The following is a 20,917-nucleotide window of genomic DNA, read 5'->3' as shown; positions in this document are numbered from 1 at the left end:
TTTTTTTTGGGGGGTTGTTTTTGCAAGTGTTTTTTTTTGGCAGGTGGGTTGTTGTGGTTGTTGCCTTGCATGGTTTTTTTGTTTGTTGTTTGTGGAAGGAGGGTGTCGCATAAATAAGTAATTTTGTCGTCATGTATCCTTACGAAAAAATTAAATAGTGGGGGGGTTTCTTTGCCTGAATCAATGGAACAAAGGAAGGGAGGGAGAACAGATGCGCCTGTCGGAAGTATCGCGCCAGCGTTGTACATGGCGCCTCTGCGTCGATTGGGCTTAACAGAGGGAGAAGTGAACGTGTACGTTGCGCTCCTCACGTTGGGGAGGGCCTCGACCATGGAGCTGGCTCGTCAGACAGGAATGCACCGTACGGCGCTGTACGATGTTTTGGAGAACGTGATGCAAAAGGGGCTTGCAAGCTTTGTTTTTGAAGGAAAAAGGAAGTTGTTTTGCGCTGCTAAGCCGGAGCGGTTGCTGGGGTACGTTCAAGAGTTGCAAGAGCGTCTCCAACAGGAAAAGGAGCAGTTACGCGACGTTGTCGATGTGCTTTCAAGTATTGAACCATTGCGAAAGGAGCGCTTAAGTGTGGAGGTTTTTCGAGGGAAGAAGGGGGTCAAGACCGTTTTGGAGGACGTCTTTTCTGTGTGTAAGCGGGGGGATGAGGTGTTGGCGTTTGGCTTTGGCGGTTCGAACTTATTCAAGGTGCTCGGGCCGTATTATCATCGTTACATCATGCGCAGTATTCATGATTTTGGTCTCTTTTACCGGGCAATTTCAGACCCGCGGGACTTGGAGCAAGAGTATGTTCGGTACTTGAAGAAGCTGCCTCGAACACAGGTAAAATACGTTCTCAGAGGGGTTGAGGCGCCGGCGCATACGAGGATTTACGGCGGGAAGGTCGCGATTATCTTGATTGAGAAGGACCCGACAGCGATTCTCATTGATGACGAGAAGGTGGCGGCAGGGTATCGGCAGTTTTTTGAGTTCTTGTGGGGTTTGACGGATACAGCGTGAGTGTGAATTGGTGTGAAGACGCTATTTCCCAAAGGTTTAAAAACCCTCCTTGAGTTCCCCTTTTTTAAGCCTGGCACGAGAGTCCTCGGGTGAACGCACGCCCACAAGGCGAGTGATGATCCCAGGCAGGAGCGGCCCTACCTTCCGCTTGTGCCTCCCAGGAAACTGGGGAGAGTTAGTGCACCAGGCTTGTCCCATAATCATTTGCGGTCAAAATCAATAATCCCTTTAAGGAACAGTGAGATCCTCACATACCTGGTCCTCCTTTATTCATCGGATAACAACTTGTTTTTGTGGAAAGGTTTGGGGGAATTCCTGTTCTGAGAGGTGTTTGAGAGGTTTGCAAGCTCTTTGTGGTTTGCAGGCTGCCTCTCGTGGTACCGGAAGCGAAGGCGTTGCAAAAAGCGTTGAAAGGGAAAAGACGCGCGCTTTGGCAACGGCCATGGCTAAGCCGGGAAAAAGAGGGTTTTGGTTGATTCTGGCCGCTGAAAGAAAAAGGTGATAGACAATGGCAAAGATTGCACAAGTTTCAGCAAAGTACATAATCCACGCATCAATTTTCATTGATGGGGTAGTGGATAGGCCGGACGTTATCGGCGCGATTTTTGGGCAGACTGAAGGCTTGCTCGGCGCCGATCTCGAGCTTCGCGAGTTGCAGCGTTCCGGGCGCATCGGCAGGATTGAAGTGAACGTGGATACAAAAGGCGGAAAGACGCGCGGCGAGATCATTATTCCTTCCTCGCTTGACAAAGCAGAAACCGCCATCGTAGCGGCGGCGTTGGAAATCATCCAGCGCATTGGTCCGTGCAACGCGAAGATTCAGGTGCAGGAGATTGAAGACATTCGTATCTCCAAGCGCCAGCACGTGATTAGCAGGGCGAAGGAGCTTTTGAAAAACCTTATGGACAGCGTGATGCCTGATTCGCAAGAGCTTGCCGATGAGGTTGCGTACTCGGTGCGCGTGATGGAGATTACAGAGTACGGGCGCGAGCGCCTTCCTGCAGGTCCCGCGATTGAAGAGTCTGACGAAGTCATTCTTGTTGAGGGCCGGGCTGACGTGTTGAATTTGCTCAAGCACGGCTTTAAGAATGCTATTGCGATTAACGGGACGAACGTGCCGGAAAGCATTATTGAGTTGACGAAGCGCAAAGTCGTGACGGTCTTCGTTGATGGGGATCGCGGCGGCGACCTCATCATTAAGGAAGTCTTTTCCTCTGGCGGAGAGATTGATTTTGTTACGAAGGCGCCGGACGGGAAGGAAGTTGAAGAGTTGACAAAGAAGGAGATTCATAAGGCGTTGCGCAGCAAGGTTGCCGCGGAGCAGTACAAGTTAGAGGCTCCGGTGAAGAGTAATACGTCACCTCGCCAGCAGAGGCCCGCGCCTCGCCAGTCCAGGAATGGGGGGAGAGAGGAGAAGAAGGCAGAGCCGCGAACGGTCAAAAAGCTTTCCGATAGTGAAAAGAAAAAGTTTGGTCAGATGCTTGAGGACTTGATCGGAACGCGGGGAGCGTACCTCCTTGATGAAAAGCTCAACATCCTTGGAAAGGTGCCGGTTACTGAGTTGCAGAGCACGATTAAGTCGTTGCGTGGCGGCGTGTACAGCATTATTTTCGATGGTGTTGTTGACAAGGACCTCTTGCAAGTGGCTGATCGGGCGAATGTCGCCTTCGTTGCGGGAATGAGTAGCAAAGTGAAGAGTTCCGGCCAGGTTCAGATACTCACGGCAGATGATTTTTAGAAAGAGCGGTTTTTTTTGTTGTTTTTTTTTGTTGCTGATGTTTGCTGGGAAACGAGGGCGACAAGAAGAAGGAGGCTGTTTTTTTTTGTTTTTTTGATTCCGTCTTTTTGTTTTTATCGCTTTGTGGCGTTCTTGTCCTTTATTCTTTTAACAGGCAAGGTTTAATATAGGAGTGTGTTCTGCTCTTATCTTTAGTGTGCCTAACAGGGTACGGCCGTTTATTTTTTTTTGTTTGGCTTTTTTTTTTCAGCAGGGGCGTTGCTTGTGGTTGTAGGAGCGCTCGGGGCGAGTATGGCAAGAAGGAAATCAAAGGAAGCGTGGAAGACGTACAAGAACGTGTTTGATGAGTATACGCTGCGCAATTTGTTCAAGCTCCAGGCGCAGGGGCATTTTGAAGAGTTGGAGAGCCCCATCGCGATTGGGAAGGAGAGTAATGTGTTCACGGCCCGTACGGCGTCTGGTGAGCGGGTTATCGTTAAGATTTATCGTCTGGAAACGTGTGATTTTCTCAAGATGTTTCAGTACTTGAGGTCTGATCCGCGGTTTGAAGGGTTGCGCAACCAACGCAGGAAGACGATCTTTGCGTGGACGAAGCGAGAGTTTCGTAACTTGATGCGGGCTCGTGAGGTGGTCCGAGTTCCCGCCCCGCTCGTGTTTCGCGATAATATTTTGGTTTTGGAGTTGATTGGTGGGAGTGAGCCAGCGCCTCGGGTGAAGGATGCGCGCCCGCTTGATCCTGAAGGTTTTTTTGTTGAGGTGGCGAAGATGATGGGTGCGTTGTGGCGGGCGGGGTTGGTGCATGGGGATCTGAGCGAGTTTAATATCTTGAATGATGCTGAGGTGCCGGTTTTCATTGATTTTTCTCAGTCCACGGTTGTGCAGGACTCCTTGGCTCCTGAGCTCTTGGAGCGGGACTGTAGAAACGTTGCGCGTTTTTTTGCGAAGCTCGGCGTTGCGGTTACGGTTGATTCTTTGCGAGAGCAGGTTTTAGCCTCGCGGTGAGGTGGGGGTTTTCTAGGTCAAAGACGTAGCAGAGCGCGAGGAAGATCAGTCCGAGGAGGAAGTAGCCTGCTTGCATCCAGGGCGGGGCGTGAAGGCAGTTGCAGAAGGGGAGGCCGGGGTACATTGCTGTTGCGAGGTTGCGGACGTTGAAGACGTGGTATGCTATGGTTTCTCCGATGATGAGGAGGGGCCAGTAAATGGCGAGGAAAATGAGGAGCTTTGCTACGAGGGGTTCTTTGTGGAATCGGTGTTCAATGTGGCTGTAGATGAGGTAGAGTGCGAGGAGTCCGATTGTCCACGCGAAGAGGGGGAATGTGTTGATGCCGAAGACGGTGAGGAAAGGCTTGTTGTACTGGTACGTGTCTTTTGCGGCGATCATCCAGAGGACGGCGAGGAAGAATGCGAGGGCGAGGTGGGAGAGGAGTGTTGTTCTTTTTGTTGCGAAGAGGTAGGGGATTGCAAAAAGGAATCCTGCAGTTACTGCGAGGTCTGCGCGAAGAACGCCAAGGGAGAGGAAGCCGATGAGGATGAGGGCGAGGTCGCTGGAGCGCAGGAGGTGGTAGTTGTGATGGGTGTGCGTTCTTGTTTGTTCTCGGGCCATGTGCTTGTTGTCTTAGCACGCCCGGTTGTTTTAAACCTTTGGTTTTACAAGGGAAAAAAGAAAAAATCAAGGGAAAAACGTTTGTTTTGTTTGTTCGGTTTTTTTTTTAGCCGGGTATGCCTGGCGGCGTTATTTGGTTGTCGTCGCTGAAGACGTCGTCAATGCCGAGAGGTTCTTCAGGAAGTTCGTTCTCGCCCGGTTGTTTCTCGCTCGGCGTGCCGGATGGAGTGTTTTCTTGCCCGTCACTGTTCTGCGTTGCCTGCGTTCCGTCTTTTTCTGTGGTCGGGGGTTGGTCCTTCTGGGTCGTCCTTGTCGTGCACGCGGCCGCGAGAGCAAGCAAGACGATAAGACTCACTAGTACTAGTGCGTATACTGGCCTGATGGTTTGTTGGTTCTTGTTCATTGTTCATCCTCCTCCTCATTCACCGTTATGACGCCTTCTTCGTCGATGCTGATGACATCTTCTTTTTCGAGGGATACTATCATTTCCTTAATGAGTGTTCGGCGTTTTTCATCCCATAAGGGGTTGTTGAAGATGGCTACTTTGGTTCCGGAGGGGTGTTGTACGATGTGCACGCGTCCTCCTTTGAGATTCTTCACGGTAGCAGCACCTCCAGCTCCTCCGCCACCTTTGTACACAGGTGTTATGACTCGTGGTGACGTGACGGTGCCTGGGGGTGACTCGACGGGGAAGGAGGGTGGCATGAGGATGCCTCCTTGGAGTGAGCAGGCGTTCTTGCTCTTGACAAGGATGCCTTCGCCGACAAGGTCTTCGCTGAGGAGGGCGTTCAAGGACCATTTGCTCCATCGCTGGTTCTTGCTGTCCCACAAGTAGCTGCTTTGGAGTTCGCAGCCGTTGCTGAGCGTTTTGAGGTTCTTCCCGTTGAATGGGCTGATGATGGGAAGGAGGTTCCATCCTTCGGCGACTTCGAGTTCGTCGACGTTGAAGGGTTTGATGTTCATGACGAGCTCTTGGTCGTTATAGCTGTACACCCAAAACGCGTGCGTTGCTAGATAGACTTGGAATCGGTCTTTGAGGACGGCGCGGGCCTCCTTGAGCGTCACGTATTGCTTCTCCTCTGCGAGCCATACGTACCCGAGGAGTTTGTCCTGCCCGGTCGGGACGAAGGAGAGGACCTTCCCCGGTGCTGTGATGAGGTTCCATCCTTTGTCGAGGTTTATGCTGACTTTGATGCGGTTGGCGGGTGGTTCTTCAGCGCGGATTTGCAGTCCGATGCTCTCGCACGTGTCAGATGGTTTTGTGACGCGCAGGTAGAGGATGAGGCCTGAAGGAAGGGTGATGCTCCTCGTCCTCTCCGAGAGCGAGTGGGTTTCTCCGTTAATCGTTATGGGGTATTGTTCTGGGTAGCTTTCCATGACGCTGCCGTCCCAGGAGAAGGTGAGGGGTTCTGCGTTGTCCTTCCACACCGGCGTTGCAACGACGTCCATGCCTGGCTTGAGGTAGACCGTGCTTTTCTTGTAGAGCCGCACGGATTCGCTCACGCTGGGGCATTCAGTGGTGGTGGCGTTTCTTGGTTCTGGCCAGGTGGCTTGACAGGAAACGTAGTACTTTCCAAATTTGTGCTTTCCTTCTCCTGGGGTGGTGCTGCTGGTTGGCTCGACGGTGCAGAAGCTGCCTGTGATGTCTCTGGCGCAAGGACGGCCAAGGCGGTGGTCAGGATCTATCCTGGGGGGGCCTCTGCAGGTCAAATCGACTGGGTTGGCGAGGAGGTCGCCCGCCCAGCTTGTTTCAATAGTGCTCATTCCTGTGACGAGGACGGTGTAGTGCTCTTCAGGAGTGGGGAGGGCGATGACGCCCGCGTTTTCGGGCAGCGCTGTTTTTTGGAGGTATTCGCACGCGCGCATGCCGGCGGGGTAGACTTTGCGGTCGCTATAGCCGAGCTGGTGCGCGATGGCTCTTGCAACGTAGGTGTTGTCGCAAGGGCTCCCCACCGCGATTGCGTTTTGCTCGTCGAACGCGACGTCGGTGTCAAGAACGGCAATGCCGGTTTCTAAGGCGCCGTCGTTTGATAGGGTGAGTTGGGCTGCGATGTCAATGGCGGTGATGACGTCTGTTGAGGGCGCGTTTTTGCCTACGACGATGACTGCGTCAAGTTTGTCGTCTTTGAAGAGGAAGTCAGGGTACTCTGCAAGGGTGGCGGGCGCTGCTCGTGGTGCCAGTGGTGCCTGTGGTGAAGGAGACCCGGGTTGACCGCAAATGCGTGGGTCTTTTGCCTTTTTGACGCCTCCTAGGAAGGCGTCCCACGAGCTAGCGTACCATTTGCCATCCTCCCCGCACGTTTCGACACCAGCGGAAACGACTGAGTCCTGCGAGATTCTTAGTTCTTCGTCCCGGGCGATGAGTGCGAACGTGACGGATTCTTGCTCGTCGTTGATGGTGATGTCGATAATGAGGGCGTCGGCGACGATGTCGCCATCGCTGTTGGGAATGGGGGCGAGCTCTCCAATCCTGAGTTTGTCGGTAAGGCCGTTCTCTGTTGCGAGGATGACGTAGTCTTTTGTGATAGTGTTGGCTCCGACTATGACGTCATACGTGCCTCCTCGGAATACTTGGATTCTCTTTGTGGTGGTAGGCATTTTTCCGAGGGTGGCGACGTTCACCGCGTCTTCCTTGGCAATGATGAATTCAACGCTTTTCTCTTTGTCAGTGCTGGTGATGTGGAGTGGTGCGATGAATGCTCCTGCCGCGAAGTCGTATTCGCCAACGGTGAGGAGGTTGGTGAGAACGCCGTTTACAGCGAAGCGAACTTCTGGTTTTTGGCCCGGTTTTTGGGACACTGCCCCGATGAATGCGACGTTTGTTTCAAAAGAGGTTCCGTCAAGCTCGTACGTCTTCGTTTGGGATTCTTGGAGCGTGTCTCTCTCAAAGAACGGTGTTTTCGCACTGGCGAGCATCGCACTCGCGACGAGTAGTAAGAGTGCTGGCACAAGCAATAGCAGTTTTTGTTTAGGGGGGGTGTTCATGGTGGATTCCTCCGTTTTTGTGTTTTTTTCTAATTATAGTTTTTAAAGTTTTTTTTGAGGAGGCGTTATGCCTTGGAAGGAAGGGGTCTGAGGGGGGTGAAGCAGCGTATGTTCTTGACGGGTAGCGAGCACGCGGTGCTGCAGTTGACCGTCCGCTTGCGAAAGAGGACCTCTTCTTCTCCAAGGGCGCCTCGCAAGAGTTCTTGTTCTGTTTCCTTTATTTATTTTTTATGCGGACGTTGGGCGTGAAAAAAAGGTCCTTTTTGGTCCTTTTTGCTTTTTACGATTTTTTTCCGTGTTTATTCTTGTTTTTCTCCGAGAAACCAAGGAGTTAACCTGATTCGCTTGATTTTTCCTTCTTTTTTGATAGAGATGATGTTTTTTCGCTCGAGCGAAGTGAGGATGCGAAGCAGCGTTGTTTTTGGGATGCTGGTGGCGTGGACGATTTTGTTTTGGTACGCTCCGGGGTTTTCGAGGAGGAAGGTGGCAACGCGTTGCTCGTTGGGGGTGAGGGTGTGGAGGATGTCTCGGGTTCGCTGGCTCAAGCGCTTCGCCGGGGCGCTGCTCTTTGCAGGGGTGCTGGTGCCGTCTTGTTCTGGGCTGGCAGCGTGTGAGGATGTGTTTGTGTTGTCATCTTTTCTCGCTTCCTGTCCTCGTTCTGATTTGTTATGCTTGCTTGACGGGGAGGAGAGGTAGTAAAATAGGAGGACCATGAGGATGAGGCCGGCGAGCGCCCAGAAAACCCAGTTGCTTCGTGTGTGCGCGACGGGCTCAGTCAGGGTAATGATGAGTTCGCTGGTCGTTCCTTGGTTGATGCGTGCTGTTGTGTAGCCGACGTGGCCGTCGCTTCGTGACGAGAAGGTGCAGGTCCCGACAGGGAGCCAGTCGAAGCGGAATGTGCCGTACGTGTTCGTCCTTGTTGGTTTTTGGTCGCCGTAGGGAGGGCCGCAGTTCGCCGTGACGGTGGTGTCAGTGATGACTTTGCCGTCGTTGGTTCGCACGACGCCGCGGGCGCTCCCAACGGGAAGGAGGGGAGCAGTGAACGTTTCGTAGCGGTTGGTGTCGATGGTGCCAGTGAAGTAGTAGTCTTTTCCTTCCGTGCCGAGCATGTCAATGCGGAGGGTGATGTTCCAGCTTCCTTTGGGGAGTTCGAGGGTGAGCGTGCTTCCTTTGTCGAGGTAGATGAGGGTTGTTTTGTTTGTTGCTCCTTGGAGGGTGATGAGCACGTGGCTTTGTTCGAGTTCTCCTTGCTCCGTTGCGAGGTTGATGATGATGGGCGTGTTTTGTGTGTCTTCTGGAAGTGACGGCGGCGAGACCACGCCCGAGAAAGATGCCAATTCTTCTGGGGGCGTGGGGAGGGGTTGGGCGCTTGCAAAGGTGGAGAAGACAAGGAAAAGGAGGAGTAGGAAGATCATCATTGCCGGAGTGGAGAAGACGTCGTGTGAGGGGCGGAATGCGGTGCGGAGAGGACGGCTCGGCGAGTGTGTGGGGGTGTTTGCTCGTGTTCTCTGGTGTTGTTGTGGTAGGCGTTTCGCCGCGGGGGTGGTGGTGATGGGAAGCATGGGTTCTTGTTTTTGAAGTCTTGTTTTGAAGTTGTGCTGTGATGAGCAAATGGTGGGAATGCGTCGTGTGGAAGTACGTCGTGTTGTTGGTGGACGTCACGAAGCGTTTTTTTTTTTGAATCTTAAACCCCTTCTGGGTTTATAAATATTTTTGCAGATGAAGCGTCCTTCTTGGATGAGAAAACTGGTTTTTTTGGTTTTGGGTGCTTGGGGAGACGAAGAAGCGCGGGCCGAAAGGGAATGGCTTAAAAACTCTTGTTGAAATCCCTTTTTCATATGGAGTTTTCCTATTCCTTAAAAATCCCCAAGGAGCGCGTGGCCGTGTTGATTGGCCAGAAAGGCAGTGTGAAGAAGGAGTTGGAGGAGGAATGCCACGCGCAAATAGAAGTTGATTCTCGTGAAGGAGAGGTGGTGGTGAGCGGAGAGGATTCTGTTCAGTTATACGCGCTCAAGGAAGTGGTCCACGCCATTGCGCGCGGGTTTCATCCGGATGTTGCGAAGTTGTTGCTAAGGCAAGACTTTGCCTTCGAGCTCATCTCCATTGCGGATTACGCGAAGGAGAAGAATCAAGTCGTGCGCGTGCGCGGAAGGGTTATCGGGGCTGGCGGGAAGGCTCGAAGGACTATTGAGGAGCTGACCGAGACGCACGTGATGGTGTATGGGAAGACGGTGGGGATTATTGGGCGGGTTGAGGATGTGCCCATTGCTAAGCGTGCTGTTGAGTCCTTGCTGGAGGGGAGTACGCATGCTGCAGTGTATCGGTGGTTGGAGAAGCACAGAAGGATTGCTCGGCGTGAAGCGTTGAAGGATTGGTGAGGTGGAACGTGAAGGCGGCGTCGAGAGTTGGGGAGAATGCAGGGGGTGTTTTTCGTCGTGAGATTCTCCAAGGCGTTTCTGTTTTTTCTCGGAAGTGTTATGAGCGTTTACTGCAAGTTCCTGCTGGTCGTGTGACGACGTACAGCGAGCTTGCGAGGTCGTTGGGTTCGAAAGGCTTTCGTGCAGTTGGGCGGGCGATGAATAAGAATCCGTTCGCCCCGCACGTCCCGTGCCATCGGGTGGTGGCCAGTGATGGTAGCGTTGGGGGGTTCGCTCGCGGCGTTGCGAAGAAGGTGGCGTTGCTGCGCAGAGAGGGTGTGGAAGTGCGCCAGGGAAAGGTGGTTGATTTTGAGAAAGTGTTCTTTCGGTTTGAGAGGGAGACGTGACGCAGGACGTGGAGTGGGAAGTAAGGTGGGGAGTGCTGTGGGAACTGAGGGGTGGTAGTTGTGCCGGAGTCTGAGTGGAAGTTGTTGTCGTGGAACGTGAATGGTATTCGTGCAGTAGAGAAGAAAGGTTTTGTGGCGTTTGTGGAGCGGGAGCGTCCTGATGTGCTTTGTGTGCAGGAGACGAAGATTCATGAGCCGCACCCTCTTCCTTTGAAGGGGTTTGTGCAGTTTTGGAATTGTGCAGAGCGCAGAGGGTATAGCGGGACGGCGCTTTTTTCAAAGCGCAAACCGTTGAAGGTCGCGTATGATTTTGGAGAGCACGCGGGAGAAGGAAGGGTTATCACAGCGGAGTTTGACTGGTTTTTTGTGGTCAACGTGTATGTTCCAAACGCGCAACACGGGCTTCCTCGTCTTCCGTACCGTATGAAGTGGGACAGGGATTTTTTGCAGTACTTGCGTTCTCTTCGGAAAAAAAAGCCTGTTGTCGTTTGCGGAGATTTTAACGTGGCGCATAAGGAAATTGATTTGAAAAACCCCGGGGCGAACAGGAAGAATCCTGGCTTTACTGATGAGGAGCGAGCAGGGATGGATGCGTACATCAAGGCGGGATTTGTTGATTCGTTTCGCGAGTTTGAGAAAGGGCCAGGGCATTACACGTGGTGGAGCTATCGCTTTAACGCGAGGGCGAGGAATATTGGTTGGCGTATTGATTATGTGCTCGTCAGTGAGGAGCTCCGGCCGTTCTTGAAGAAGGCGTTCATTTTGAAGGATGTGCAGGGCTCGGATCACTGTCCTGTCGGCGTCGTGCTTGATCTGGGCGGGTTGAAGGAAGCGTTGGGGAAGCGTTGAGGGCGGAGTGTTGGGCGCGGGCGGGGTTTAGTTATTTGCCCGTGCTCCCAAAGCCTCCTTGTGCGCGTTGGCTCTCAGGAAGCGTGTCTACTTCTTTGAGTTCTGCGTGGTTGACGGGTTGAATGAGGAGCTGCGCGACGCGTTCTCCTTTTCGTAGCGTTACGGCGTTCTTTCCAGTGTTGAGGAGGACGACGCCGACTTCGCCGCGGTAACCAGCGTCGACGACGCCGGCGAGGACGTCAATGCCGTGCTTTGCCGAGAGGCCGGAGCGCGGCCAGATCAGGCCGGCGTGGCCTTGCGGGATGGCGAGTGCGATGCCTGTCTTGATGAGTGCGCGCTCGCCGGGGAGAATGGTTGCTTCGTGGGTGCTGTACAGGTCAAGGCCTGCGTCGTCTTCTTTTGCGTAGGTGGGCAGGGTGGCGCTGTCAGTGAGTTTCTTAACAGGAATGACGAGCTTTTGTCGGCGTTCTTCGTTGTTCATGAAGGGGCAGGGTTGGAGGAGGTGTTTTTCAATGTTGCGGAGTTTTTTTTCCTCTTGTTTTTTTTGGGCTTTTTTGTTGTTTGCTGCTTTCGTATTTGTTTTAACGATTGTGGGTGTTTTTTTTGTTATGTTTTGTTACGAGTAGTTGGTGAGGCTTTGCTGGGTGCTTTGGGCGGCGCGTTCGGCCGTGATCAGGCGCCGTAAGCGTTGGAAGTCTTCTTCCAGCGTTGCGCGCAGAGGTGGCTTGTAGAGCATGGAAGCGGGGTGGTAGAGGGGGAAGATGATGAAGTGCCGGCCGTTAATGGTTGTGTGGCGTGGCTTGCCGTGGAGGGCGCTAATGCCGCTAACGCGCCGCATGTGGTGGGGGTTTTGGTTTGCGAGGAAGAATTTTGTTGCGAAGTTGCCTAAGGTTGCAATAATAGTTGGTTTAATGATGAGGATTTGTTCGATGAGGTAGGGTGTGTGCCGTTGAATTTCTTCAAGAGTGGGGTCTCGGTTGTTTGGCGGCCGGTATTTGAGGATGTTGGCGATGTAAATGTCGCGGAGTGAGAGGCCGATGCTGTGGAGGAGCTTGTCGAGTTCTTTTCCTGCTCTTCCGACGAAGGGCTCGCCTGCTTTGTCTTCTTGTTCTCCAGGTGCTTCTCCGATGAAGATAATATCTGCGTCGGGGTTGCCTTTGCCGAAGACGAGGTTGGTCGCTGCGTGTTTGAGGGGGCAGTCGAGCTCTTGTTGTATTCGTTCTTTGAGGCGGGCGAGGGCCTGCGCGTTGGTGGTGTTTGTTGCGCCGGTAGTGTGTGCTGTGTTGTTCACTTTTAGGATTGTTTTTTTTTGTCAGCGTTTTTTTTTCTCTTCTTTTTTCCTTTGTTGTTGCTTCCTTCTTTTTTTTAGTTTCTCTTTTTTAGTTTCTCTTTTTTTTGTGCAAAGAAGCGCCCGCCCCAAAAGTTTTATAAATGGTTGGTGTGGCAGGAGTGGGCGTGAGTGTGCTGTGAGTGTAAAAGCAGAAGAGTTGGCAAAGAAGCAGCGCGCCATTGGCGTCGCGGAGTTCTTTGAGAGAAATCGTCACCTTTTGGGATTTGACAATCCTAGGAAAGCGCTTTTGACCACGGTGAAGGAGGCGGTGGACAATGCGCTGGACGCGTGTGAGGAGGCAGGGTTTTTGCCTGAGCTCATCGTGGAAATCGTGCAATTGGGAGAGCAGCGCTTCCGTATCGTTGTTGAGGATAACGGGCCGGGGATTGTGAAGGCGCAGATTCCGAAGATTTTTGCCAAGCTCTTGTACGGGTCGAAGTTTCACACGAGGCGGCAGCAGCGAGGGCAGCAGGGCATTGGCATTAGTGCTGCGGTGATGTACGCTCAACTCATGACAGGCAGGTCTGCAAAGATAGTATCAAAGACGGGTAAGGCGAGGCCGGCGCATTATTATGAGTTGCATATTGATACGCAGCGTAATGAGCCAAAAGTGCTCAAGGATGAGGTTCGTGAATGGAAAAAGGAGCACGGAACGAGGATTGAGCTTGACTTAGAAGCGGTGTACATGAAAGGGTCGACCAGTGTGGATGAGTACTTGAAGGAAACAGCGATTGCGAACCCGCATGCTACAATCGTGTATGTTAATCCAAAGGCGGAGCAGATTATTTTTCCGCGCGCAACTGAGGAGGCGCCGAAGCTGCCAAAGGAGGTCAAGCCTCATCCGTACGGTGTTGAGTTGGGTGTTTTGCTCAAGATGGCTCAGCAGACGCGGGCGAAGACGCTTCAGCAGTTCTTGACGTCGGAGTTCAGCAGGGTTTCTGCGAACGTGGCTAAAGAGATTTGTCAGCATGCGAAGCTCTTGCCTTCGAAGCGGCCTGTGGACTTGGGGCGTGAGCAGGTGGAGTCGCTTTACGAGGCGATTCAGAAGACGAAGATTATTGCGCCGTCAACGGATTGTATTAGTCCAATCGGGGCTGACGTGTTGGAGAAGGGGCTGCGCAAGGAAGTGAATGCGGAGTTTTATGCTGCGGTGACAAGGCCTCCTGCGGTGTATCGGGGAAACCCGTTCCAGATTGAGTGCGCTGTCGCGTATGGAGGCGCGCAGCCAGGTGATAAGCAGGCAACGCTTCTTCGGTTTGCGAACCGCGTCCCTCTTTTGTATCAGCAAGGGGCGTGTGCCATGACGAAGGCAGTTGTGCAGACGAAGTGGTCAGCGTATGGTTTGAAGCAGTCGAACGGGAGCTTGCCTGTAGCGCCGTTGACGATTGTTGTGCATATTGCAAGCGTGTGGGTCCCGTTCACGTCAGAGTCGAAGGAAGCCATTGCGCAGTATCCTGAGATTATTAAGGAGATGAAGCTGGCGTTGCAAGAAGTTGGGAGGCGGCTCGGGTCGTATGTTCGAAAGAAGTACCGTGTTCGTGATGAGCTCAAAAAGCGGGCGTTTATTGAGAAGTATTTGCCTCACATGGCGGGCGCGTTGCAGGAATTGCTTGATTTGGATGAGAAAGAGAAGGAACGGCTTGAAAAGGAATTGGAGCGTATTTTAGAGCAGAAGAGGGGGAAGATTGAGTCGCTAGAGTTTGACGCGAGCAAGAACGTGGAGTTTGATGAGGCCTTTGCCAAGATTGGCCGTGGTGAAGATGAAGAAGAAGTTGAATAAGCGGGAAGGTATTGTGCAGAAGCTGGTCGGCGCGGCTAAGGAGGTATACGACGCGGTGAAGAAGAAGCGCGCACCTTCCTTGTCGGTTCCTATTCGTGCGCTCTCTAACGTCCGGTATGATGAGAAGCGCGGTTTTTTTGATTTAGAGGGGAAGGAGAAGACGCGTGTGCTTTCCGCCGGAACGGTGAAGACGTTTGCACAGACGCTGAAGATGATGGCGCTTAGCAAGGAGCTTGCCTTGACTGGTGATAACGCGACGAAGAGGGAGGCGTATTATGTTTCTAAGAACTGGAGTGATGCGCGGTTTAAGGAGCAGGCCGAGTCTGACACGATCATGGATGATATTGAAGCGATGTTGCGGGTGAATCGTGAGCAGCTCGGGTTTAAGCCGGAAGAGAAGGGAGGCGACGTCGCAGGCGATTTGGTCGTGGTGGATGTTGATCCTGCTTCCGGGAAAGAGATCAAGATTGATTGCAAACGGTTTGGTTCAGGGGCGTATTCTATTCCTTCCAGCGTGGAGGATTTGCGTTTCGAGACAAAGGCGAAATTCGTGCTTGCTATCGAAACTGCCGGTATGTTTGAGCGCTTGAACAAGCAAGGTTTTTGGAAGAAGCAGAATTGTATTCTTATCAGCATGGGGGGTGTGCCGACGCGGGCGTGCAGGCGGTTTATTAGACGACTCTCGGACGAGCAGGGCCTGCCTGTGTACGTTTTTACTGATGGTGACCCGTATGGTTTTTTGAATATTTACCGGACGCTGAAGGTGGGTTCGGGGAACGCGGCGCATATTAACGAGTTTTTTTGTGTGCCGCGCGCGAAGTTTTTGGGAATCACGCCGCAGGACATCATTGCGTACAAGCTCCCGACACATCCGCTCAAGGATGTTGATGTGAAGCGTATCAAGGACGGTTTGAAGAACGATCCATTCGTTCAGCATCATGTGTCGTGGCAGCGTGCGCTTAAGCAGTTGATGCAGATGAAGGTGAGGGCTGAGCAGCAGGCGCTTGCCAAGCACGGGTTGAATTTTGTTGTAACGGATTACTTGCCTCAAAAGCTTCAGGACAACTCGTCGTGGCTTGATTAAAAGGAATGATTTCGTTGGGTGTGTTGTCAGTCTTCTCTTTTTCCCCCTTTTCTTCTTGTTTGTTTTTGTCTTGTTTGTTCTTGTTTGTTTTTCTTGGAAGGCATCGGGGCGCACGCGATGGGATTGGTGAGGTAATAGATTGCAATGGCAAGGAGGGCGGCGGATGCTGCAAGGATTTCAATGCCGTTAAAGGGGAGGTCGAGGAGGGAAAGGGAGCTTCCGAACAAGCCTGCGAGGGCGGGGAAGACGCCGACGAAGCATCCGGGGCATGCGCCTGCAATGAGGCCTGCTGCGGCACCCGCACCTCCTACTGCCCCGGCTTTGCTTATGCGTTTGAGGTTGGCGTATCGGAGGTGGAGGAGGTTGGCGACGAGCCCGACCAGGACTGCGTTGAGGAAGGTGAAGAGTGCGAAGGGAATGCTGATGCTGAGGCTGAAATGGACAAGTGCTGGGAGTGAGATGTAGAGCTGGTTTGCCCAAGCGTTGATGCCGAAGTAGAGGAGCGTGATGAGGACGAAGGAGTAAGGGTAGTACCTCGTGGTGAGCGCTTCTTTGATGGTTGCGAGCCGTTGTCTTGCGTTGTTTTTCGTGTTGTTCATAGGATGGTGTGTTTTTGGTGTGGTTGTTTTCTTTTTTGCTTTGCGTATGAGCACGCATTGTTGTCTTGTTCAACAGTCTGCTTTTAAGTGTTGTGAAAGTTGAGTGGGGTCTGCAAGCAAAACGTGGGAGGAGCGAAACGTTTAAATAACGCTTGCAGAGCACCTTTGGAAAACATTTCGAAAGCACGAGAACGTATTTTTGTTCCTGTACACGGTTGAGGTGATGGTTCAATGGTGATGGCGTGGATTGTTGTGTTGTTAGCGTTGGTTGCACTTGCGAGCACAGCGTTGTTTGCTCGTGCTATCTTTCTGGAGCCGGAAGGGTCGAGGAAGATGCGTGACATCGCAGGGTACATTCGTGAGGGGGCGATGGCGTTTCTGAAGCGGGAATACTTGATTTTGTCTGGTTTTGTCCTCGTTGTTGGCGTTGTTTTGCTCGTTTTTATTGATAAGGGCCAGGTGAAGAACGGAACGGCTGTGGCGTTCTTGCTCGGAGCGTTTTGTAGTGCGCTGGCCGGTTTTGTCGGGATGCGTGTCGCGACGGCGGCAAACGTCCGCACGGCGAGCGCGGCGCGGTCAAGTTTGAACCGGGCGTTGCGCATCGCCTTTCGGAGCGGGAGCGTAATGGGCCTTTCTGTTGTTGGCCTTGCGCTCTTGGGTTTGATGGTGGTGTTTCTTGGTTTCGGGATTGAAGATTCGCTTTCGCGTCTTGATATTATTTTGGGATTCAGCTTTGGCGCTTCGTCCATTGCGCTTTTTGCTCGCGTGGGCGGGGGCATTTACACGAAGGCGGCTGATGTTGGTGCTGACTTGGTGGGAAAGGTTGAAGCAGGAATTCCTGAAGATGATCCGAGGAATCCTGCAGTTATTGCTGACAACGTCGGTGACAATGTTGGTGATGTTGCTGGGATGGGTGCCGACTTGTTTGAAAGTTATGTCGGTAGTTTGGTGTCGGCTATGCTCCTGGGTGCTGCTTCTTTGGGCGCGAGCGGGGTGTATTTTCCTTTGTTCGTGGCAAGTGTGGGTGTCGTCGCAAGCTTGGCAGGGTCTTTTTTTGTTCGTGCCAGGACGGATGCAGAGATTAACGCCGCGCTTCGTAAGGGCCTTATTGTTTCGAGCGTGCTTGTCGCTGTCGGGATGTTTGCGCTCTCGTGGGTGATGTTTTCGTCGCTGAAGCTTTTCTGGGCGGGGTTTGCTGGGCTTCTTGCCGGTGTCGCGATTGGTGTTTTGACGGAGGTGTACACGAGTGCAAGGTTTGCTCCGACAAGAAAGATTAGCAAGGCGTCAACGACGGGCGCCGCGACGAACGTGATTGAAGGGATCGCGGTTGGGATGGAGTCGACCGCTTTGCCAATTTTCGTGTTGGTGCTGGCGATTGGTGTTGCTTTCTGGTCTGGTGGCTTGTACGGTATTGCCATTGCTGCTGTCGGGATGCTCAGCACGCTTGGCATTTCCCTCGCGGTTGATGCGTACGGTCCGGTAGCTGATAATGCTGGCGGCATTGCTGAAATGGCCGGTCTTGGTAGCAAAGTGCGGAAGCGTACCGACGCGCTTGACGCGGCGGGGAACACGACGGCAGCGATTGGAAAAGGATTTGCAATTGGAAGTGCTGCGTTGACCGCTCTTGCCTTGTTCAGCGCGTTTACGAAGGAAGCGGGGTTGAGCGCGATTGATTTGACCGAGCCCTTGGTGATTATTGGGCTTTTCCTTGGTGGAGCGTTGCCGTTTCTTTTTAGCAGTTTGTCTATGAAAGCAGTGGGGAGGGCGGCGTTCCGCATGATTGGCGAGGTTCGCCGGCAGTTTAAGGAGACGAAGGGTCTTTTGGAAGGCAAGGTCGAGGCGGATTATGCTCGGTGTGTGGATATTGCAACGAGGGGCGCGCTGCGGGAGATGGTCGTGCCAGGTGTTCTTGCTGTGCTTGCCCCTGTCCTTGTTGGTTTTGTGCTTGGTGTTGAGGCGTTGGGTGGTTTGCTTGCCGGCGCGCTCGTTTCTGGTGTGATGCTTGCGTTGTTCATGGCGAACGCGGGTGGCGCGTGGGACAACGCGAAGAAGTTCATTGAGGAAGGCCACTTTGGCGGCAAGGGGAAGGATGCGCACAAGGCCGCCGTGGTTGGTGACACAGTTGGGGATCCGTTCAAGGACACAAGCGGGCCTAGTCTAAACATTTTGATTAAGTTGATGAGTATAGTTTCGCTCGTGTTTGTCCCGTTATTTTTGCGTTACGCCTTGCTTGGATGAGCGAGTGTTTTTTTCTGGGTTCCCTCTTTGTGTGCTGGCGGGGGCTCGTCGATAGTTTTATATATGTTCGGGGCGTAGGGGGAGGTGATGCTGCGCTTTAAGGAGGACGGAACGCTTGATAAGGAGCGGGATATTCTTGTGTTAAAGACCGAGCTCGAGTACGAGAACGTTTTTGATTTGAAGGAGTTGTACAAGTCTTTACACTTCTGGTTGGAAGAGGAAGGGTTTCAGACGGATGTTGACGCGCAGCCGGCGAGCGGGGGGGATCTCAACTTTAAGGAAGTGCTCTATTGGGAGCGGGTGAACGAGGCAGGCATGACTGATCATCACGCGTGGTGGCGAGTCGTGCGTTACCCGTCCGGAACGACGCCGAAGAACGCGTATCATCGTCTTTTTTTTAGGATTAATTTGCAGACGATTGCCATGTCAAAGGCGGAGATTTTGCATGAGAAGAAGAAGGTGAAGGTGGATAAGGGCGATGTTATTGTTCGGCTGGAAGCGTGGCTGCAGATTGATTATAGGAACGAATTTCAAAAGCACGCGTTTCTCAAGCAAATTGACTGGTTGTTTCGCAAAAAAATTTGGCGCGACCAGATTGAGGTGTTGAAGGAAGACGCCAGGAAGACGGCGTACCGCTTGCAGCAGCACATAAAGGAGTATTTGGAGTTGGTGCAGCCCTACCCGCAGGCGAGATTGTTTCATCCTTACAAAGGGTATAAGTAAGGGAGTGTTTGTTGTTTAAGGCTTGATTTTTTGTGTAAGTTCGCTCTGTTCCGGCAGGTTTTTGCGCGGGGTTGTTGTTTCTTTTTCTTGTCGCTTCTTTTTTTTGTTGTGCTTGTTCCTCTTGTTTTGGTTGTGGTTTTTCTTTGAATGGCAGAATCGAAGTTTTTTTATGGTTGTTGTGTCTTTCGTTCGTAGTGGATTGGTTGGTTGAGCGGATTCGGGAAGCCCTCGCAGGTGTTGAGGGAGGTGTTGATGGCGGCGAATTGCTTGCAGAAGAAGGATTTGTTTCTCGTGTAGTTGCTACACGTGATTGCTTACCGATTGTTGCAGCAGAGCGCGGCCTTCGCACTGTTTTTGTTGATGGTGGTGAGGCGGTCTTGTTCGAGAGTGCTTCTTCGTGTGCGGGCGTTCTTCGTGTCGCCGTGGTTGTTTTCCTTGGGGGTCGAAGGGTTGAGGTGAAGCGTCGTGACGTGTTTGCTTTTGTTCAGCTCTCGGAAAAGCACGTGTATGATGTTTTTTTCTTTCCGAATGTGGGGGTGCGTGTTTCGTTTCCCTTGCAGGAGGGCGGTGGTGCGAGGTCTTCCCCGGCGAAAGTGTTCGGTCTTGCTCGGTTCGCCCTCGAATTGTTTTTTTTGGGGAGGGAGCGGGGTGACGTGCTGGTTCGTGATGGTGGCTTGCGCGGCGTTTCCGAGGCGGAGGACGCGGTTATTTCGCCCTTGGTGCGGGAAGGAATGGTGGGTGTTGCAAAGACGAATTCGTGGGTTTCAAAAGAAGGGAAGGCGTTCTCGTCAGTGTTGCTTGCCCTCCAGGACGGTGCGTGGTGGGTTGAGGATGTTCTTATCCCGCGAAAGGACGGCTTGGTGAGGGTGCACGCTGCTCGGTTGCATGAGGCGTCTTCGTACGTGCTTCGGTTGGAGTCTGCTGGCAAGGTGTCTCAGGAGTTTTTGGAGCTCTTGGCTTTTTTGAGCAGGGATCCGGTGTTTTTAGGATATCCGTATCCTTTGATTGTTGCTGACACGTTTGCAAGGGTTGCAGTGAGGGAGAAGGAAGTTCTGCGTCGAAAGCTGATGGCTCGTCTCGGGCGTGATTGGCGCAAGCTGCAGGGATTGTTGGCTTCGAAGGACGCGCACAGCGTGCTTGACACTATGCGTTTTTGATTGAAGAGGCTTTTGCTCCGTCTCTTTTTTTGCGTGACTCGCGGTTTCCTTTTCCTTTTTTTTTATCGTCGTTGGTAGAGCCCGATAAGTTCTGCTTTGGCGAGAGTGTGTTCTTGGACCTTGTTGAGGAAGGTGTCTTTTGTTACGCCGTCGAGGCGTTCCGTGTCGAGGGCGTAGATGGTGAAGACGTATCGGTGTTTCCCTGATGGCGGGCAGGGGCCGCCGTAACTCGTTTTTCCAAAGTCGTTGAGGATTTCTTCTGCTCCTTGCGGGACGGAGTCTTCTTTTATTTCGTGAGTGCCTGCGGGGATGTTAATGATTTGCCAATGTATCCACCCGTTTCCTGGCGCGTCGGGGTCGAAGACACGAAGAGCAAAGCTTTTTGTTCCTTCAGGCTCGCCGCTCCATGCGAGGTGGGGGTTTATGTCCTTGCCGTCGCACGTGTACGTCGCGGGCATGTCTGTGTTGTGTGAGAAGCTTTGTGATGTTAATTCCATGGTTTTCACCTCCTTCGTTGTGCACGCAGAGATGAGGGTGAGTGCTATGATGAGCGCCGCCGCGATAGCGGTTGCGTTCCTCCTCGCGTGCATACAGTGGTTGGTAGTGGTTCGGAGCATATAAACATTGTTGCTGAGCGCAGCTGTTGGTAAGGCAGGGAAGTTATAGGTCTTGGAGACGCTTCTTTTCGTGTTTTTTTTCTTTTCGAGAGGTTCTGCGCTTTTTTTTGCGTAGGAAAACAAAAGGTATAAATAGGTATTTGTGTTTTTTTTGTGTAGGTAGGAGGTGGTTGTTGTGAAGTTGTTGTGGTTGTTGGGATTGGTGTTGTGTTTGGTGTTGGTGTCGTCGTTGGTAGTCGCGAGTGGTTCGAACGGCCCTGACCCGTTTCCTTCCAGAGGAGGAGGCGGCTTTGGCGATCCTTGGCCGTTTGCCGCAAGTGGTAGCGGTGGTAGTCCTTGGCCAAATGGTGTTCCTCTTGCGTGTTCGCTACTTGTGAAGATGCAGCATCCTGAGCTTTGCTTGCCGAACCTGGATGTGAGAACCGAGTAATCAGGGAGAAGC

20 protein-coding genes are annotated in these 20,917 nt (G+C 52.6%); 11 read left to right on the top strand and 9 right to left on the bottom strand.

Going from position 1 to position 20,917, the window contains the following annotated elements; translation table 11 throughout:
• The first annotated feature begins 183 nt into the window (after positions 1–183).
• The 3 genes from D6783_00235 to D6783_00225 all read left to right on the top strand — a co-directional run bounded on the left by D6783_00235 (position 184) and on the right by D6783_00225 (position 3,748).
• Entirely contained in the window at positions 184–1,008 is an 825-nt protein-coding gene (locus tag D6783_00235; protein ID RME53993.1) for a hypothetical protein, read from the top strand.
• A gap of 508 nt (positions 1,009–1,516) precedes the next feature.
• A complete protein-coding gene (locus D6783_00230) occupies positions 1,517–2,746 on the top strand; it encodes a DNA primase (protein ID RME53992.1) in 1,230 nt (409 codons plus the stop codon).
• A 228-nt stretch (positions 2,747–2,974) separates the two neighbouring features.
• Positions 2,975–3,748, top strand: coding sequence for a serine protein kinase RIO (locus tag D6783_00225; GenBank protein RME53991.1), 774 nt, complete (start codon positions 2,975–2,977; stop codon positions 3,746–3,748).
• Here the strand turns inward: D6783_00225 and D6783_00220 are convergent.
• The 5 genes from D6783_00220 to D6783_00200 form a co-directional block, all read right to left on the bottom strand.
• Entirely contained in the window at positions 3,705–4,349 is a 645-nt protein-coding gene (locus D6783_00220) for a hypothetical protein (GenBank protein RME53990.1), read from the bottom strand. The two genes, D6783_00225 and D6783_00220, sit on opposite strands and share 44 nt — an antisense overlap.
• A 106-nt stretch (positions 4,350–4,455) precedes the next feature.
• Entirely contained in the window at positions 4,456–4,752 is a 297-nt protein-coding gene (locus tag D6783_00215; protein RME53989.1) for a hypothetical protein, read from the bottom strand.
• Positions 4,749–7,265, bottom strand: a complete 2,517-nt coding sequence (locus D6783_00210; protein RME53988.1) for a hypothetical protein — start codon at positions 7,263–7,265, stop codon at positions 4,749–4,751. Before D6783_00210 ends, D6783_00215 begins: the two co-directional genes overlap by 4 nt.
• Positions 7,266–7,633: 368 nt before the next feature.
• A complete protein-coding gene (locus tag D6783_00205; protein RME53987.1) occupies positions 7,634–8,749 on the bottom strand; it encodes a hypothetical protein in 1,116 nt (371 codons plus the stop codon).
• Positions 8,750–8,992: 243 nt separating this feature from the next.
• Positions 8,993–9,172: a hypothetical protein gene (locus tag D6783_00200; GenBank protein ID RME53986.1), complete on the bottom strand. Its 180-nt coding sequence runs from the start codon at positions 9,170–9,172 to the stop codon at positions 8,993–8,995.
• On the opposite strand from D6783_00200, the gene D6783_00195 reads away from it, so the two are divergent.
• The 3 genes from D6783_00195 (at position 9,173) to xth (ending at position 10,947) form a co-directional block, all read left to right on the top strand.
• On the top strand, positions 9,173–9,712 hold the full coding sequence (locus D6783_00195; protein ID RME53985.1) for an RNA-processing protein: 540 nt from the start codon (positions 9,173–9,175) through the stop codon (positions 9,710–9,712).
• 62 nt (positions 9,713–9,774) lie between these two features.
• A complete protein-coding gene (locus D6783_00190) occupies positions 9,775–10,098 on the top strand; it encodes an MGMT family protein (GenBank protein RME53998.1) in 324 nt (107 codons plus the stop codon).
• Positions 10,099–10,158: 60 nt separating this feature from the next.
• Positions 10,159–10,947 carry an exodeoxyribonuclease III gene (xth, locus tag D6783_00185; protein RME53997.1) on the top strand — a complete coding sequence of 263 codons (789 nt, stop codon included), beginning with the start codon at positions 10,159–10,161 and terminating at the stop codon, positions 10,945–10,947.
• A 31-nt stretch (positions 10,948–10,978) separates the two neighbouring features.
• On the opposite strand, the gene D6783_00180 is transcribed toward xth, so the two are convergent.
• Both D6783_00180 and D6783_00175 read right to left on the bottom strand, forming a co-directional pair.
• Entirely contained in the window at positions 10,979–11,428 is a 450-nt protein-coding gene (locus tag D6783_00180; GenBank protein ID RME53984.1) for a dUTP diphosphatase, read from the bottom strand.
• Positions 11,429–11,563: 135 nt separating this feature from the next.
• On the bottom strand, positions 11,564–12,238 hold the full coding sequence (locus D6783_00175; GenBank protein RME53996.1) for a uracil-DNA glycosylase: 675 nt from the start codon (positions 12,236–12,238) through the stop codon (positions 11,564–11,566).
• Between D6783_00175 and D6783_00170 the strand changes: the two genes are divergently transcribed.
• Together D6783_00170 and D6783_00165 are read left to right on the top strand one after the other, a co-directional pair.
• Complete coding sequence (locus D6783_00170; protein RME53983.1) at positions 12,075–14,057, top strand: DNA topoisomerase VI subunit B; 1,983 nt, start codon at positions 12,075–12,077, stop codon at positions 14,055–14,057. The two genes, D6783_00175 and D6783_00170, sit on opposite strands and share 164 nt — an antisense overlap.
• Complete coding sequence (locus tag D6783_00165) at positions 14,038–15,141, top strand: DNA topoisomerase VI (GenBank protein ID RME53982.1); 1,104 nt, start codon at positions 14,038–14,040, stop codon at positions 15,139–15,141. Before D6783_00170 ends, D6783_00165 begins: the two co-directional genes overlap by 20 nt.
• A 26-nt stretch (positions 15,142–15,167) precedes the next feature.
• Here D6783_00165 and D6783_00160 read toward each other — a convergent pair whose 3' ends face one another.
• A complete protein-coding gene (locus tag D6783_00160; GenBank protein RME53981.1) occupies positions 15,168–15,794 on the bottom strand; it encodes a hypothetical protein in 627 nt (208 codons plus the stop codon).
• A 183-nt stretch (positions 15,795–15,977) separates the two neighbouring features.
• On the opposite strand from D6783_00160, the gene D6783_00155 reads away from it, so the two are divergent.
• The 3 genes from D6783_00155 (at position 15,978) to D6783_00145 (ending at position 19,858) form a co-directional block, all read left to right on the top strand.
• Positions 15,978–17,978, top strand: a complete 2,001-nt coding sequence (locus D6783_00155) for a sodium-translocating pyrophosphatase (protein RME53995.1) — start codon at positions 15,978–15,980, stop codon at positions 17,976–17,978.
• An 87-nt stretch (positions 17,979–18,065) separates the two neighbouring features.
• Positions 18,066–18,701, top strand: a complete 636-nt coding sequence (locus tag D6783_00150; protein RME53980.1) for a hypothetical protein — start codon at positions 18,066–18,068, stop codon at positions 18,699–18,701.
• Positions 18,702–18,895: 194 nt separating this feature from the next.
• Positions 18,896–19,858, top strand: a complete 963-nt coding sequence (locus tag D6783_00145; protein RME53979.1) for a hypothetical protein — start codon at positions 18,896–18,898, stop codon at positions 19,856–19,858.
• Positions 19,859–19,920: 62 nt separating this feature from the next.
• Here D6783_00145 and D6783_00140 read toward each other — a convergent pair whose 3' ends face one another.
• Positions 19,921–20,355 (bottom strand): YbhB/YbcL family Raf kinase inhibitor-like protein, encoded by a 435-nt coding sequence (locus D6783_00140; protein RME53994.1) that lies wholly within the window; start codon positions 20,353–20,355, stop codon positions 19,921–19,923.
• Between the last annotated feature and the right edge of the window lie 562 nt (positions 20,356–20,917).

Source organism: Candidatus Woesearchaeota archaeon (genome assembly GCA_003694805.1).
GTDB lineage: Archaea > Nanobdellota > Nanobdellia > Woesearchaeales > J110 > J110.
Note: the sequence above shows the minus strand (reverse complement) of the source record. Positions and strands in the feature narration are given on the sequence as shown.